The sequence below is a fragment of the Pseudomonas sp. genome (assembly GCF_036404235.1).
Lineage (GTDB): Bacteria > Pseudomonadota > Gammaproteobacteria > Pseudomonadales > Pseudomonadaceae > Aquipseudomonas.
On the sequence record NZ_DASWOT010000038.1, the window covers coordinates 1 to 14,023 of the forward strand.

The following is a 14,023-nucleotide window of genomic DNA, read 5'->3' on the forward strand; positions in this document are numbered from 1 at the left end:
AGGGTGGTTTGCTTGGACCCTGCTGAGTTGGCGTTTCGTGGCTTTGTTTGGAAGCTGGGCCTATTTTATGCCGATGGCGGTTTTGATAAATCCCAAAGACTGGAATGCATTGTTGGTAAAACCGTAATAATCCGTGATCGCTACCCAGAGAAGTGCAGCGCGGGCTCAGGCACATTGTTTTCCTATCCGGCCGCCCCTCTGCCACTTATTTCCAACCCTTTCCATAGTTCACAGAAACCTGAACTAAGTTTTTATCAACGCAGATGTGATGCTGTTCAAGAGCTGCTTAAAGTCACGGCCCATCGCCTGATGACAATAATGAGATGGCCATGAACAGCACCGCGCAAGCTTCGCAACACATCGTCGATACCGTAAGCCATGCCGCTCGGCAATTGGTGAACGCATTCGCCAGCAATGATACCGACACGTACTTCGCAGCCTTTACCGAAGACGCGACCTTCTTCTTTTATACGCTGCCCGCCCCGCTTCTTTCTCGCGCAGCCTATCGCGCCGTGTGGGATAGCTGGCAAGCGGACGGTTTTGTCGTGCTCGACTGCCAATCCAGCAATGCCCACATCAGCTTGCAGGGCGAGGTGGCGATTTTCATGCACGACGTGGCGACCCACGTACGTTTCGGCCAGCAGGAAAGCCGCTACCAGGAGCGCGAAACCATCGTGTTGCGTCAGTGCGAAGGACGCTGGCTCGCCTGTCACGAGCACCTGTCGGCGATACCCGAATAATTCGATCTCGATAACAACCCAACCGCGCGCAGGTACCCGCTATGTCCCATCTGAGCACCCTTGTCGAAAGCTTTGGCGTCGAGCAAATTCCCGACGCTCAACGCGACGCTTCGCCCCTTGATCTGTTTCGTCTTACGTTCGGCGGCGCCAATACGTTCGCCACCGCAGTGCTGGGCAGCTTTCCGGTGCTGTTCGGCTTGTCGTTCCAGGCAGGCGTGTGGTCGATCATTCTAGGTATCGTGCTCGGCTCGATTATTCTTGCACCGATGGGACTGTTCGGCGCGCTTAACGGAACCAATAACGCGGTGTCATCGGGCGCACACTTTGGGGTTCACGGCCGTATCGTCGGTTCATTCCTGTCGCTGCTGACGGCCGTGGCGTTTTTCTCTCTGTCGGTCTGGAGTTCAGGTGATGCACTCGTCGGCGGCGCCAAGCGACTGGTCGGTCTGCCAGAGTCGGATTTGACCCTTGGGCTGGCTTACGGCGTGTTCGCAATACTGGTGTTGGTGGTCTGCATCTATGGCTTTCGCTTCATGCTGTGGGTGAACAAGATCGCCGTCTTTGCCTCCAGCCTGCTGTTCCTGCTGGGTATTTTTGCCTTCTATGGCACCTTCGATGCGGGCTTCGCCGGCACCGTAAATCGGGGTACCGAGGGGTTCTGGGCCGCGTTTATCGGCGCGGCATTGTTGGCCATGAGCAACCCTGTTTCATTTGGCGCCTTTCTCGGTGACTGGTCGCGCTACATCCCACGCGACACCTCCAAAAAACGCATCATGGCGTCGGTGTTCCTGGCGCAGATCTGCACCCTGATTCCATTCCTGTTTGGATTGTGTACCGCAACTATCGTGGCGACTCATGCGCCGCAATACATCACGGACAACAACTACGTGGGCGGCCTGCTGGCGGTCTCTCCGACATGGTTTTTCTTGCCGGTATGCCTGATTGCAATCATTGGCGGCATGTCCACCGGCACCACCTCGCTTTACGGCACCGGGCTGGACATGTCGAGCATGTTTCCGCGCCTGCTGAATCGCGTACAGGCGACGATTCTGATCGGCATCGCGGCCATTGCCTTTATCTTCATCGGCCGTTTCGCGTTCAACCTGGTGCAGAGCGTGTCGACCTTTGCAGTATTGATCGTGACCTGCACTTCGCCATGGATCGTGATCATGGTACTGGGGCTGATCATCCGTCGCGGCTTCTATCACCCGGCAGATCTGCAAGTCTTCACGCGGGGTCAGAGCGGCGGTCATTACTGGTTTGAACACGGCTGGAACTGGCGCGGCCTGGGTGCCTGGATCCCGAGTGCGGCGATTGGCCTGTGCCTGGTCAATTTGCCTGGGCAGTTCGTCGGGCCTCTGGGGAATCTGGCGGGCGGTATCGATATCAGTCTGCCGGTGACTCTTGGCCTCGCAGCGCTGCTTTATATCAGCCTGCTACGCACGTTCCCGGAACCCGTTGGCGTTTATGGCCCGCATGGACCTCATCCGCTGTTGGGCCGTCATGCGCATCGCAATGAAAAGAAGCCAATGACTATTGGATGAATCTTGCTCCTGCGGTACGGGCTTCAGGACAGAACCGACGCGACCGACGGGCTTTAAGTGGCTGGCATGCCGTGCGCACATCCAGCACAATCCGGGCTCCCTCATGGCTACCCATGGCCAGCTAAACGTCAGCTCGAACCCAAGAACAGGAGATAACCGCCGCATGAACGCAAACGACTGGACCGAAGCTGCACTGGCGAAATACATCGTGACGAATCCAACGTTGCAGGCTGAAATCCAGGACCTGAGCCCCGAAGAACAGAAAAACCAGACTCTTTGGGCGTTCGAAGACGAAGCAGAAAGCCAGGGCATCGAAACCTGGGAGTTGGCGCTGCAGTTCATTGCCGAGAGCCCGGAGCAGCTCAAGCAAATGCGTCTGGTCGCGCACCAGCAAGCGGCTGAAGCACTGGGCATGGACTGGACCGAGTACCAGGAACTGAACGAACTCAACGACTGACACTGCCCTATCCGCTCTAAATCAACTCGGGTCGCCAGCGCCGCATGCCTGGGCGGCCCGAAACCCTGACTTATCGGTCACTCTTAGCGCTTTACCTGCCCCTTGCGGATGGGTAACTTCTGCGCACTTCAAAACAAAAAAGGATTCACGCCATGAGTGATTTGGTCTCGTATCAGCTGGAAGACGGCATCGCTACGCTGACCCTGAGCAACGGCAAGGTCAATGCGATCAGCAACGACCTGATCGTGGCGCTCAACGCTGCGCTGGACCAGGCAGAGACCGACCGCGCGGTGGTGATCCTCACCGGGCAGCCGGGCATTCTATCCGGCGGGTACGATTTGAAAATCATGACATCCAGCCCGCAGGCAGCGCTGGATCTGGTATACGCCGGATCAACACTGACGCGGCGCATGCTTGCTCATCCGTACCCGATCGTTGTCGCGTGTACTGGCCATGCCGTGGCGAAAGGCGCGTTCCTGCTGCTGTCGGCCGATTACCGCATCGGCGTCGACGGGCCGTTCAGCATTGGCCTCAATGAAGTCCAGATCGGCATGACCATGCACCACGTCGGCATTGAACTGGCCCGCAATCGACTCAGCACCGCAGCCTTCGGCCGTGCAGTGATCAACGGCGAAATGTTCGCCCCAAAAGGTGCCGTGCAGGCAGGCTTCCTCGACACCGTGGTTAGCCCGGACGACCTGCAAGAGGCCGCACGGACTGCGGCATTGCAGTTGAAGAAAATCAACATGGCCGCCCACAAAAACACCAAGCTCAAGGCGCGTAAAGTCTTTCTCGAAACACTGGACAAGGCCATCGAAGCAGATCGCCATACAGCCCTTTAAGAAGAGTGCGCGCACACTCATTACACATGAGTTCGCCTGCAGGACCTTTGCGCAGGATTCATGCCTGCGACATATTCCCTTACACCTGCTCTCACCGCCGAGCCTGCTGACATTGCCGATTGCAGTGTGCCTCCGTACACTGCGCGACCTTTTGTTTAGTGGGCCGTTTTTGAATGTTGTTTTCGCTACGTATGTCGTTGATGGGCCTGCACTTCATGGTGGCGGGCGTATTGGGTGTGTTGCTGGGGCTGTGCCGCCCGTTCAACCCGGATAACAGCCGCTGGTGCGCGCGACTTTATGCGTGGCCAGCCATGCTCATCCTGGGGTTGCGACTCAAGAGCGAACTGGGCGAGGTGTTCGCGCAGAATCATCCCTGTGTGGTCATTGCCAACCACCAGTCCAACTATGACCTGTTCATCTTCGGCAATATCGTGCCTCGGCGTACCGTGTGCATCGGCAAGAAAAGCCTGAAGTGGATACCCTTGTTCGGCCAACTGTTCTGGCTCGCGGGCAACGTGTTGATCGATCGCGGCAACCCGCTAAAAGCACGTCGCTCCATCCGCCATACCACCGATACCCTGCAAAACAAGGACACCTCGATCTGGGTGTTTCCAGAAGGCACGCGCAATCTGGGCAAGGGCTTGCTGCCGTTCAAACGCGGCGCATTTCAAATGGCCGTGGAAGCTGGCGTACCGATCGTGCCGGTGTGTGTCAGCAGTTACTCAACACATATGCGCCTTGATCGCCGGGACAGCGGCGATGTGCTGATCCGCGCCCTGCCTGCCATCCCGACGTCAAACTTGACTCTGGAGAACCTGCCAGACCTCATCGAGCAGTGCCACACACAAATGCAGGCCTGCATCGACGACATGGATCGGCAACTGCTGAGAGATTGATCCGCGCTCGCGAACTCTCCAAATGTTGCTGACTCTCAACGCGTAGACCGCGTTAAGCTGCGCGTCTGTCACCTCCAAAAAAGAAGCGAATCCACCATGGGCCGAGTCGTTGCTGCCGCGGTTTACAGCGCCGGAAAAAAAGTCACCAACATCACTATCGAGCAAGGCGCGGAATGGGCCGCCAAGCCAGGACACTTTGTCTGGATCGGCCTTGAGCAACCCAGCGCGCAAGAGCTCGGGGTGTTGCAAAAGCAGTTCAACCTGCATGAACTGGCTATCGAAGACGCCCTCGAAATCCACAGTCGGCCGAAACTGGAAACCTTCGGCGATGCGCTGTTCATCGTGACCTACGCGCCAATTCGCGAGAAAGGCCAGTTGATCTTCATCGAAACGCATATCTTCGCGGGCAAGGGCTACATCATCACCTCGCGCAATGGCGACTCGAAATCCTACGGACTGGTCCGCCAGCGCTGTGAGGCCCGGCCCTTGCTGCTTGAGCACGGCGAAGATTTCGTGCTCTACGCGCTGCTGGACTTCGTCACCGAGAACTACCAACCGGTGACCGAAGCGATTCACAGCGAACTTGAAGAGCTGGAACACAGCGTCCTCAGTTCCGAGATGAACGAATCCGACATTCACCGTATTCACGCGCTGCGCCGTGACCTGCTGCGCCTGCGCCGTTATGTAGCGCCCATGGTCGAGATTGGTGAAGAGCTACAGAAGCTGAGCTTCCCGTTCATTGACAAGAACATGCGCCCCTACTTTCGCGACGTCGAAATTCACGTCAAGCGGCAGATGGAAGACCTTGCCAATCTGCGCGACATTGCCAGCCAGACGATTGAGATCGGGCTGCTGCTTGAGTCGTCACGGCAAAGTCTGACCCAGCGCAAATTCGCAGCCTGGGCGGCGATCCTGGCGTTCCCGACAGCGATTGCAGGTATCTATGGGATGAATTTCCAGAACATGCCCGAGCTAAATTGGCATTACGGTTATTTTGCCGTGATGGGGGTGATTGCCAGTGGGTGCGGAATTCTGTTTGCGAGCTTCAAGCGCTCGGGGTGGTTGTAGAGTGTGCAATTTCCCGTAGGCGCCGCCGAAGGCTGCGATGCGATTCCCATGACACACCGCATCGCAGCCTTCGGCAGCTCCTACAGGGAGTAGTATCGATCAGGCGAGTTTCGAATCGCCCGCCACAAACCGCATCATCCACTCAGCCACCGTGGTGCCGTGATGCTCCTGCTCCAGGCTGGCAATGCCCTTGGTATACACCTGCTCACCCAACGCATCCTGACGAATATCCAGCAACGTGCGCGAGTAATCGTGGATAAATTCGGGATGGCCCTGAAAGCACAGTACCTGATCGTTAATGTGGTACGCGGCGAACTGACAGAACTCACTGGATGCAATCACGGTCGCGCCTTCAGGCAGGGCGGTGACTTGATCCTGATGGCTGATCAACAACGTCAGTTTGTCCACCGCTGGCAGCATCCACGGCGCGGCTGGCGCAAGATCGTATTGATGAGTGCCCACGCCCCACCCCTGAGTCGCACGCTCGGTTTTGCCGCCCAGCAGCAGCGCCAATAACTGATGGCCAAAGCAAACACCCAGCAGCTTGTCGCCACGCTTGTAACGCTCCAGCAGGTAGCTCTTGAGCGTTTCAATCCAGGGATCGGTGCCGAAGGAGTCGGCCTTGCTACCCGTGACGAGGTAAGCATCGAACTGCTCGTCATCGGACGGATAATCACCGTGCATGACGTTGTAAACCGTGAAATCAGCCGCGATGGGCTGGCGAGCAAACAAGGACTGAAACATCCGCCCGTAACCCTGATATTGCTCGACCAATTCCGGGCGCAGGACATCGGTTTCCAGAATGCAGATGCGTAACGACATAGAAATACCTGAAGCGCTAAAGGCAAAAATGCACACGCCCAAGCCTGCCCTGAATGACCACGTCAAGGCAAGACCCGTTTAGTCCATGTGTGCTCTGGTGCCTTATCTGCGCAGCGCCAACGTCTGCTCGACGCGGAGTTCAGAACGTTTTGTCGTTCAATGCCGTTTCCAGCAACAGCGCGGGCGGATCGAAGCGCTCGCCGTAGTGCTCGGCCAGGTATTGCGCGCGGGCAATGAAATCCTTGAGCCCGTACTGATTGATGAACTGCAACGCGCCACCAGTCCAGGCTGGAAAGCCAATGCCATACATCGAACCAATATTGGCGTCGGCAGTGGACAGCAGTACGCCCTCCTCCATGCAGCGCACGGTTTCGATGGCTTGTATGAACAGCAAGCGGTCGCGAATTTCCTGCCCGGCGATGTGTACGGTCGATTTTTCGAAACGGGCCTTAAGCTGCGGCCATAAGTGTTTCGGAGCACCTTCGGGATAGTCATAAAAGCCTGCACCGGCGGCCTTGCCCGGGCGTTTGTAGTCGTTGACCAGCAAATCGATCAGCGCGGTGGCTGGGTGTTCAGGTACTCGCTTGCCTTCTTGTGCCAGGTCTTTTTGTGCTTGCTGGCGAATCTGGCTCATCAAACTCAACGACACTTCATCCGAAACCGCCAATGGCCCAACAGGCATGCCTGCCTTGCGCGCCTCGGTCTCAATCATCACCGCCGACACACCTTCAGCGAGCATTGCGATGCCTTCGTTGGTGAAGGTGGCGAATACTCTGGACGTAAAAAAGCCGCGGCTGTCGTTCACTACAATCGGCGTCTTTTTGATTTGCTGAACGAAATCGAATGCTCGCGCCAGCGTCATGTCATTGGTGCGCGCGCCCTTGATGATTTCAACCAGGCGCATCTTGTCTACCGGGCTGAAGAAATGCAGGCCGATGAAGCGTTCCGGACGCAAAACAGCAGCCGCCAGCCCGGTGATCGGCAACGTCGAGGTATTGGAGGCGATCACCGCGTTGGTCAATACCACTTGCTCGGCGGCAGCGCACACCTGACCTTTCAACTCACGACTTTCGAACACCGCCTCAATGATCAGGTCACAACCCTCCAGATCACTGTCGCGCCCTGTGGTTTTGATCCTGGCCAGCGTCGCCTCGTGCTGTTGAGCACTGATGCGCCCAGCGGCGAGTTGCTTGTCCAAGCGGTTGCGCGAGTATTCCTTGCCCTTTTGCGCAGCGGCCAGATTGACGTCCTTGAGTATCACCTCAAGCCCTGACAAGGCGCTGACGTAGGCGATCCCAGCGCCCATCATTCCCGCGCCAATGACCCCAACTTTGCGCGTGGTGTAACGCGGCGGTCCTTTGGGGCGCGACCCGCCTGCGTTGAGTTGATTGAGTTCAAACCAGGTACCGATCATGTTCTTGGCCACTTGGCCGGTAGTCAGTTCGGTGAAGTAACGTGCTTCGATCAACTGCGCCGTGTCGAAATCGACCTGTGCGCCTTCGACCGCCGCACACAGGATTTTCTCCGGCGCGGGGTAGCAGCCCTGTGTCCTGGCGCGTAATACCGAAGGTGCCATCGCCAGCATTTGCGCGACTTTAGGCTGTGACGGCGTGCCGCCGGGGATTGAGTAGCCAGGCGTGTCCCAAGGTTTGCTCGGCGATGGATTGGCAAGAATCCACGCCCGCGCTTTGACCAACATGTCGTCGGTGTCGGTGGCAATCTGATCGATCAATCCCGCTTGCAACGCCTGCTGGGCGCTCAGGGTCTTTCCTTGCATCAACAACGGCAGCGCCTTTTCCAACCCGAGCATGCGCACCAGCCGCACAATACCGCCACCACCGGGCAACAATCCCAATGTCACTTCAGGCAGCCCCACCCGCACCTGTTTCTGATCGAGAGCAATGCGGTGGTGACACGCCAGGCACAACTCCCAGCCGCCACCCAACGCGGCACCATTGATCGCTGCAACGACCGGTTTGCCAAGGGTTTCCAACGCACGCAATTGTGCTTTGAGGCCAAGGATCATCTGGTAAAACCATTGCGCGCGGGAGGCGTCAACCTGAATCAATTCATTCAGATCGCCGCCCGCGAAGAAGGTCTTTTTCGCCGATGTGATAATGACCCCCGCAATCACATCCTTTTGCGCCGTCAGTCGGGCGACGATGTGGCCCATCGCCTCGCGGTATGTGGCGTTCATGGTGTTGGCGTTCTGATCGGGCAGATCGATGGTCAGCGTGACGATCTGATCCGGGCCCGTTTCGTACTGGATGACGTCAGTCATGCGGTCGTTGTTCCTGAGACTGTTTTTATAAATGGAGCCACAAGTGGCCGCAGTTTCGCTCTCATCAAAAACACTGTAACTATCTGAATAAAACAGATTTTCTGTAGGATCTGCCGAAGGCTGCGATAAGGTCCACGGGACCTTCAGGAAGCAATACACACCATCGCAGCCTTCGTCAGCGCCTACATGTCCCGTGCTTGCTGCGCGACAGCGCGGCGTCTGGACGACGGGCAATCTCCCATGGGTTTGGGATCAGTCATCACTCTCACACCCGCTCGATAATCGTCGCGATCCCCATGCCGCCGCCCACACACAGCGTGGCCAGGCCATAGCGCAATTCACGCACTTCGAGCTCATCGAGCAGCGTGCCGAGGATTATGCAGCCAGTGGCGCCCAGGGGATGACCCAGTGCAATGGCGCCGCCGTTGACGTTGACCTTGCTCGCATCAATGGCCATGTCCTTGATGAACTTGAGCACAACCGAGGCAAAGGCCTCATTAACTTCGAACAGGTCGATGTCGTCGATCTTAAGCCCCGCCCGCGCCAGTGCCTTGCGTGTGGCCGGCGCAGGCCCGGTCAGCATGATGGTTGGGTCAGTGCTGGTGACCGCCGTGGCGACAATTCGCGCCCGGGGTCGAAGGCCTAACTCACGGCCCTTCTCTGCTGAACCGATCAACATCGCTGCGGCCCCATCGACAATGCCCGAGCTGTTACCGGGGGTGTGAACGTGTTCGATACGCTCAACGTGGCTGTATACCCTCAGTGCCGTGGCGTCATAGCCCATCTGCCCTACAGTCGCGAAACTGGGCTTGAGCTGACCAAGCCCCTCCAGTGTTGAATCGGCGCGCACGAACTCATCATGATCGAGCAGCAACGTGCCGTTTTGATCCTTGACCGGCACCAGTGACCTCCTGAACGCGCCGGCCTGTTGAGCCTGCGCGGCCTTGTGCTGCGACTGCAACGCGAAAGTGTCGACATCAAGACGGCTGAAGCCTTCGAGCGTGGCAATCAGGTCGGCACCAATACCCTGCGGGGTGAAATGCGTGTGCAGGTTGGTCTGCGGATCCAGCACCCAGGCACCGCCATCGCTGCCCATGGGTACTCGTGACATCGACTCCACGCCACCGACCACCACCAGGTCCTCGAAACCTGAACGGATTTTCATCGCACCGAGGTTCACCGCTTCCAGGCCGGAGGCACAAAAGCGATTAATCTGCACCCCCGCTACGTTCACCGCCCAATCAGCGACTAGGGCGGCGGTCTTGGCAATATCGGCGCCCTGATCCCCAACCGGCGTGACACAGCCCATTACGATGTCGTCGACCTGCGTCGTGTCCAGATGATTGCGGACCTGCAACTCACTGAGCAATCCAGCCATCAGATTCACCGGTTTAACGCTGTACAGCGCGCCACCCGGTTTACCCCTGCCCCGCGGCGTTCGCACCGCATCAAAAATGAAAGCCTCGGTCATGGGTTCCTCGCGGTCCTGCATCGATTATTTTTCATGGGCACCCCAGGGTCTGTTGACGTTTGGTTGTGAGTCGCCCTTGGGGGTTAACCACCGAAGCGCCCACACTACGTGACTGCGTTACAGCGTAGCCGGTTGTAGGATATTTCCGGTTCGGACGAACGGTAGTCAGCTATCGAATAGCGATTAATTCAGCTCAGCCTGTCTAGCAGGCGAATGACCGCATAATAGCCAACTGCCTCCTTTAGTTTTAATCATCAGAATACCTATTGCTAATAGCTAACGGATCTAAGCGGCGCCGCACACCACCTCTAAAGTTAAGTCAGTAGCAGAGGCGCACATAACAATAGATCGACTAACGCGCTCACGCTTACGGCGCATTGCCGGAGCACCTGCTCTTTTAATTTTCACCTTTGCCAGCTGCCTACTTCCTCTGTCGACGAAGTAGGTGAGCTTTTGTCGCTCAGGAATAACAAAAAGAAGGCTATGCCATGTTCAAGCATTCGAAAGTACGTCAGGCCGGACTCATTGTCTTTGCCACCACGCTGTTGTTGATTTTACCGAATATGACACGTCTATTTGGCTGACCGATATTGGCCGGCATTGCAACGCCCACATGATCCAACACTTGTGCTTTTCAGGGGCAACGCAACTATGCCAATCTTCCCGCTCCATTGGGAGGAGATAAGTGTATGCGGGCAGAGTCGGCAGTTTTTGCGGTGGAGCTGAGCATAGTTGCACCAACGGGCTTGCATAGCGCGTCCGACAAGTGGGCGCAGTAGCCCTTTGCGCTCATTTCTGCTGTTGGCGTTTACCCTACTTGCCCTGCCTCTACACGCAGCGCAACTGACTGTCGAGCTGGCCAACGGTATTCACACATGGGACACCAGCCAGTTGCTTAAACATCCTCAAGCCAGGGACATCGACATTGTTGGCGACGTTTCTTACAAACGGTCCATGCATTATCGTGCGGTCCCTGTCGCAGTGCTTCTGGAAGGCGTGAAGCAAGACAACCACCTGCTGGTGATAGCCACCGATGGTTTTGCAGCGCAAATGCTCGCTGCCCCACTGTTACAGACCACCGAGGCACGGGCTTGGTTGGCCATCGAAGACCCAGCCCACCCTTGGCCCGGCCTTGGAGCGGACAAGCCCAGCGCCGGACCTTTTTACCTGGTCTGGACCGGTCCGAAAAGCAGTGGTATCAGCCCGGAACAGTGGCCTTATGCAGTCGCGGAAATTCGTTTGCAGGCGTCAGTGGCTGAGCGTTTTCCGGCGCTGCTACCCGATCGGGCGTTGGCAAAGGATGATCCGGTGAACAAGGGTTTTGCCTTGTTTCAAAACAACTGCCTCGCGTGCCATCGACTCAATGGTGCGGGGGATGCGCAATTGGGACCGGATCTGAATATGCCCCACAATCCGACAGAGTATTTCGCGGCGGATTATCTAAAGCTGTACATCCGCAACCCGCAAAACTTGCGCCAGTGGCCGCAGGCTAAGATGCCAGCGATTACCACAGAGGTACTGTCGGATGATGAACTGGATCAAGTAGTTGCTTATTTAAAGCACATGGCGGGGAGGAAGGCGGAGCACCTGTAGCGACCGAAGGTTGCGATGCTGTGTTTCAACGGCTTTGAATAGTTGCCCATGAAAAACACCGCAGAGGTCGGAGAGTGAACTTGTTCGCGAGGCGGTGTCTCAGGCGAACCGCGTTGGACGCCTCGCCAACAAGTTGGCTCCTACAGATGAAACGCGCTCTGCAGCCTCAACCACAATTGCCCGCCGCTGCTCATCTTTCACCGCTAGCCATTGGCGGATGTCTTCAACAGGGCAGTTGACCCGCTGAGCTGGGCTTGTCCCGCGACCGGCGGGGAACCCGTTGTAAAACCTGCGCACACGGTGGGACTGGCAGACCGCGCACACCGGGTTACTGCCGCTGCGCGCTAGGTCGCGAGACAAATCGCGCGCCTACAGCTGATCACCGGCACGTTGAAAACAGAACCCATCCGCAGCGGTGAAGCATTTGATACGGCCAGGCTTTTAAGCGAAAGATGCCCGCTGAAAGCATGACCGGGAACAGAGTATCCACAGGAACCGTGTCAGGCGTCGATGCTTCTGTTACTGCTGACGCTGCACATGCAACAACGTTGCAGGCACAGGCATTACCACCGTCGGGGCTACCACCACTTTGGCATGCATCTGCTCGCAACCACCACCACGGCGCATCCCGCGCACCGGGCAGGCGTCGAGATAATCCAGACCGACTGCCAATTTCAAATGGCGCTCCGGGATAGACAGCTGATTGGTCACGTCAAAGCTGTACCAGGCGTCATCGATCCACGCTTCTGCCCAGGCATGACTGGCCAAGTGCTCGCTGTTTCCACTGTACAAATATCCCGAGACATAACGTGCCGGCACACCCAGGCTGCGAGCACACGCCAGAAACGCGTGAGTATGATCCTGACAAACACCTGCGCCATTGGCGAAGGCCTGAGCGGCGCTGGTATCGACTTCAGTCGCTCCCGGCGTGTAGGTCATGTGTTGATGAAGCGCGTGCATCAGGTCGATCAACGCGGTGCGATCGGTGCGCTTGCTGCATTGCCGGGCGGCAAAGCTGCGAATGGCCTCGTCGGCTTCGGTCAAACGGGTAAAACGCAAAAACGGTAAAGCAGACTGGGTTTCGTGTTCAGCCTCGCGCTTTTCGTCGATCTCGACTTGACCGCGTGCGCCGATGACGATGGCTTCGTGAGGCTCGTCCAAGGTCAGGACGTGCAAGATATTGCCAAAGGGATCGATCTGCGCACGCACCGGACGCGGCAATGTCAACTGCCAGCTCAAGACCTGCTGGCGTTCGCTGTCGTGCGGGGTCAGGCGCAAATACTGGATGCTGGCGCGGACCTGATCCTCGTAGTGATACGTGGTCTCGTGGCTAATTGAGAGTCTCATGCAGCCTCCAGATAAGATGTGTGAATGACATTACCCAATTGGGCCAGCAACGGGATGAATGCGTTCAGCCATTCATGCAGGCCTTCATCCAGGATTTCGTCGATCCCGGTATAGCGCAAACGAGCGTCGAGCTCGGCAGCCAAGCGTTGTGCAGGGCGACCGTTAGCGCCAGGCAAGATGGCGAGAATCATGTCGAGTTCTTCAAGGCATGCGCGCAGTGAGCGTGGAATGTCAGCGCGCAGCAACAGTAATTCCGCAACCTGACGAGCACCTGGTGCGTCCCGATAAATCTCGGTGTAGGCCTCGAACGACGACAGCGCACGCAGCAAGGCGCTCCACTGGTAGTAACCCGCCGCCGAGCTATCAGCGGCGGCGTTGGCGGCAGGCCCTCGCAGCTCAAGCATCTCGTAGCGCGCGTCGAGCATTCGCAGCGTGTTGTCGGCGCGCTCGATGAAGGTGCCCAGACGAATAAAGCGGAAGGCATCGTTACGCATGATGGTGCCGTAAGTGGCGCCGCGAAACAGATGCGAACGCTCCTTGACCCATTCGCAAAACCGGCTCATGCCATAACGGCTCAAACCTTGATCGGCGATGCCGCGAATTTCCAGCCACGTGGCGTTGATGTTTTCCCACATGTCAGCAGTAATACGCCCACGTACTGCGTGAGCACTGGCCCGCGCCGCGCCAAGACAACTGGAGATACTGGCCGGGTTGGCAGCATCCAGCGCAAAAAAATGCAGCAAGCGCTCGGCGTGCAACTCACCGTGACGCTCAAGGTAGTCGTCCAGCGTTCCGGTAATCAGCAGCGGCATGGCGATTTCATTCAACCCGTCGCCACGGTCGTCCTGAGGCATCAAGGACAACGAATAACTGACGTCCAGCATCCGTGCGAGGTTTTCAGCCCGCTCCAGGTAACGCGACATCCAATATAAATCCGAGGCAGTTCTACTTAGCATTGGCAG

Annotated in this window: 13 protein-coding genes; 8 read left to right on the plus strand and 5 right to left on the minus strand. The window is 57.3% G+C overall.

Features of this window, described 5'->3' with window-relative positions:
- The 7 genes from VGC62_RS04970 to VGC62_RS05000 all read left to right on the plus strand — a co-directional run.
- A partial coding sequence (locus VGC62_RS04970; protein ID WP_331185953.1) for a hypothetical protein occupies window positions 1-333 on the plus strand: 333 nt, incomplete at its 5' end.
- The gene (locus tag VGC62_RS04975) at window positions 330-740 is read left to right on the plus strand and encodes a YybH family protein (RefSeq protein ID WP_331185954.1); all 411 of its coding nucleotides are present in this window, start codon (window positions 330-332) and stop codon (window positions 738-740) included. The genes VGC62_RS04970 and VGC62_RS04975, both read left to right, overlap by 4 nt.
- Window positions 741-781: 41 nt before the next feature.
- Window positions 782-2,284, plus strand: a complete 1,503-nt coding sequence (locus VGC62_RS04980; protein WP_331185955.1) for a purine-cytosine permease family protein — start codon at window positions 782-784, stop codon at window positions 2,282-2,284.
- A 163-nt stretch (window positions 2,285-2,447) separates the two neighbouring features.
- Window positions 2,448-2,741 carry a DUF6388 family protein gene (locus VGC62_RS04985; RefSeq protein WP_331185956.1) on the plus strand — a complete coding sequence of 98 codons (294 nt, stop codon included), beginning with the start codon at window positions 2,448-2,450 and terminating at the stop codon, window positions 2,739-2,741.
- 152 nt (window positions 2,742-2,893) lie between these two features.
- Window positions 2,894-3,583, plus strand: coding sequence for a crotonase/enoyl-CoA hydratase family protein (locus tag VGC62_RS04990; RefSeq protein ID WP_331185957.1), 690 nt, complete (start codon window positions 2,894-2,896; stop codon window positions 3,581-3,583).
- 173 nt (window positions 3,584-3,756) lie between these two features.
- Complete coding sequence (locus VGC62_RS04995; protein ID WP_331185958.1) at window positions 3,757-4,479, plus strand: 1-acylglycerol-3-phosphate O-acyltransferase; 723 nt, start codon at window positions 3,757-3,759, stop codon at window positions 4,477-4,479.
- A gap of 96 nt (window positions 4,480-4,575) precedes the next feature.
- The gene (locus VGC62_RS05000) at window positions 4,576-5,547 is read left to right on the plus strand and encodes a magnesium and cobalt transport protein CorA (protein ID WP_331185959.1); all 972 of its coding nucleotides are present in this window, start codon (window positions 4,576-4,578) and stop codon (window positions 5,545-5,547) included.
- Between the two features lie 99 nt (window positions 5,548-5,646).
- Here the strand turns inward: VGC62_RS05000 and VGC62_RS05005 are convergent, their stop codons facing one another.
- The 3 genes from VGC62_RS05005 to VGC62_RS05015 all read right to left on the minus strand — a co-directional run bounded on the left by VGC62_RS05005 (window position 5,647) and on the right by VGC62_RS05015 (window position 10,121).
- Entirely contained in the window at window positions 5,647-6,369 is a 723-nt protein-coding gene (locus VGC62_RS05005) for an amidotransferase (RefSeq protein ID WP_331185960.1), read from the minus strand.
- 139 nt (window positions 6,370-6,508) lie between these two features.
- Window positions 6,509-8,650 carry a 3-hydroxyacyl-CoA dehydrogenase NAD-binding domain-containing protein gene (locus VGC62_RS05010; protein ID WP_331185961.1) on the minus strand — a complete coding sequence of 714 codons (2,142 nt, stop codon included), beginning with the start codon at window positions 8,648-8,650 and terminating at the stop codon, window positions 6,509-6,511.
- Between the two features lie 265 nt (window positions 8,651-8,915).
- Complete coding sequence (locus tag VGC62_RS05015; protein ID WP_331185962.1) at window positions 8,916-10,121, minus strand: acetyl-CoA C-acetyltransferase; 1,206 nt, start codon at window positions 10,119-10,121, stop codon at window positions 8,916-8,918.
- Window positions 10,122-10,904: 783 nt separating this feature from the next.
- On the opposite strand from VGC62_RS05015, the gene VGC62_RS05020 reads away from it, so the two are divergent.
- Complete coding sequence (locus tag VGC62_RS05020; protein WP_331185963.1) at window positions 10,905-11,714, plus strand: cytochrome c; 810 nt, start codon at window positions 10,905-10,907, stop codon at window positions 11,712-11,714.
- Between the two features lie 519 nt (window positions 11,715-12,233).
- Here VGC62_RS05020 and VGC62_RS05025 read toward each other — a convergent pair.
- A complete protein-coding gene (locus VGC62_RS05025) occupies window positions 12,234-13,061 on the minus strand; it encodes a transglutaminase family protein (protein WP_331185964.1) in 828 nt (275 codons plus the stop codon).
- Window positions 13,058-14,017 carry an alpha-E domain-containing protein gene (locus VGC62_RS05030; RefSeq protein WP_331185965.1) on the minus strand — a complete coding sequence of 320 codons (960 nt, stop codon included), beginning with the start codon at window positions 14,015-14,017 and terminating at the stop codon, window positions 13,058-13,060. Before VGC62_RS05030 ends, VGC62_RS05025 begins: the two co-directional genes overlap by 4 nt.
- Window positions 14,018-14,023 lie beyond the last annotated feature (6 nt).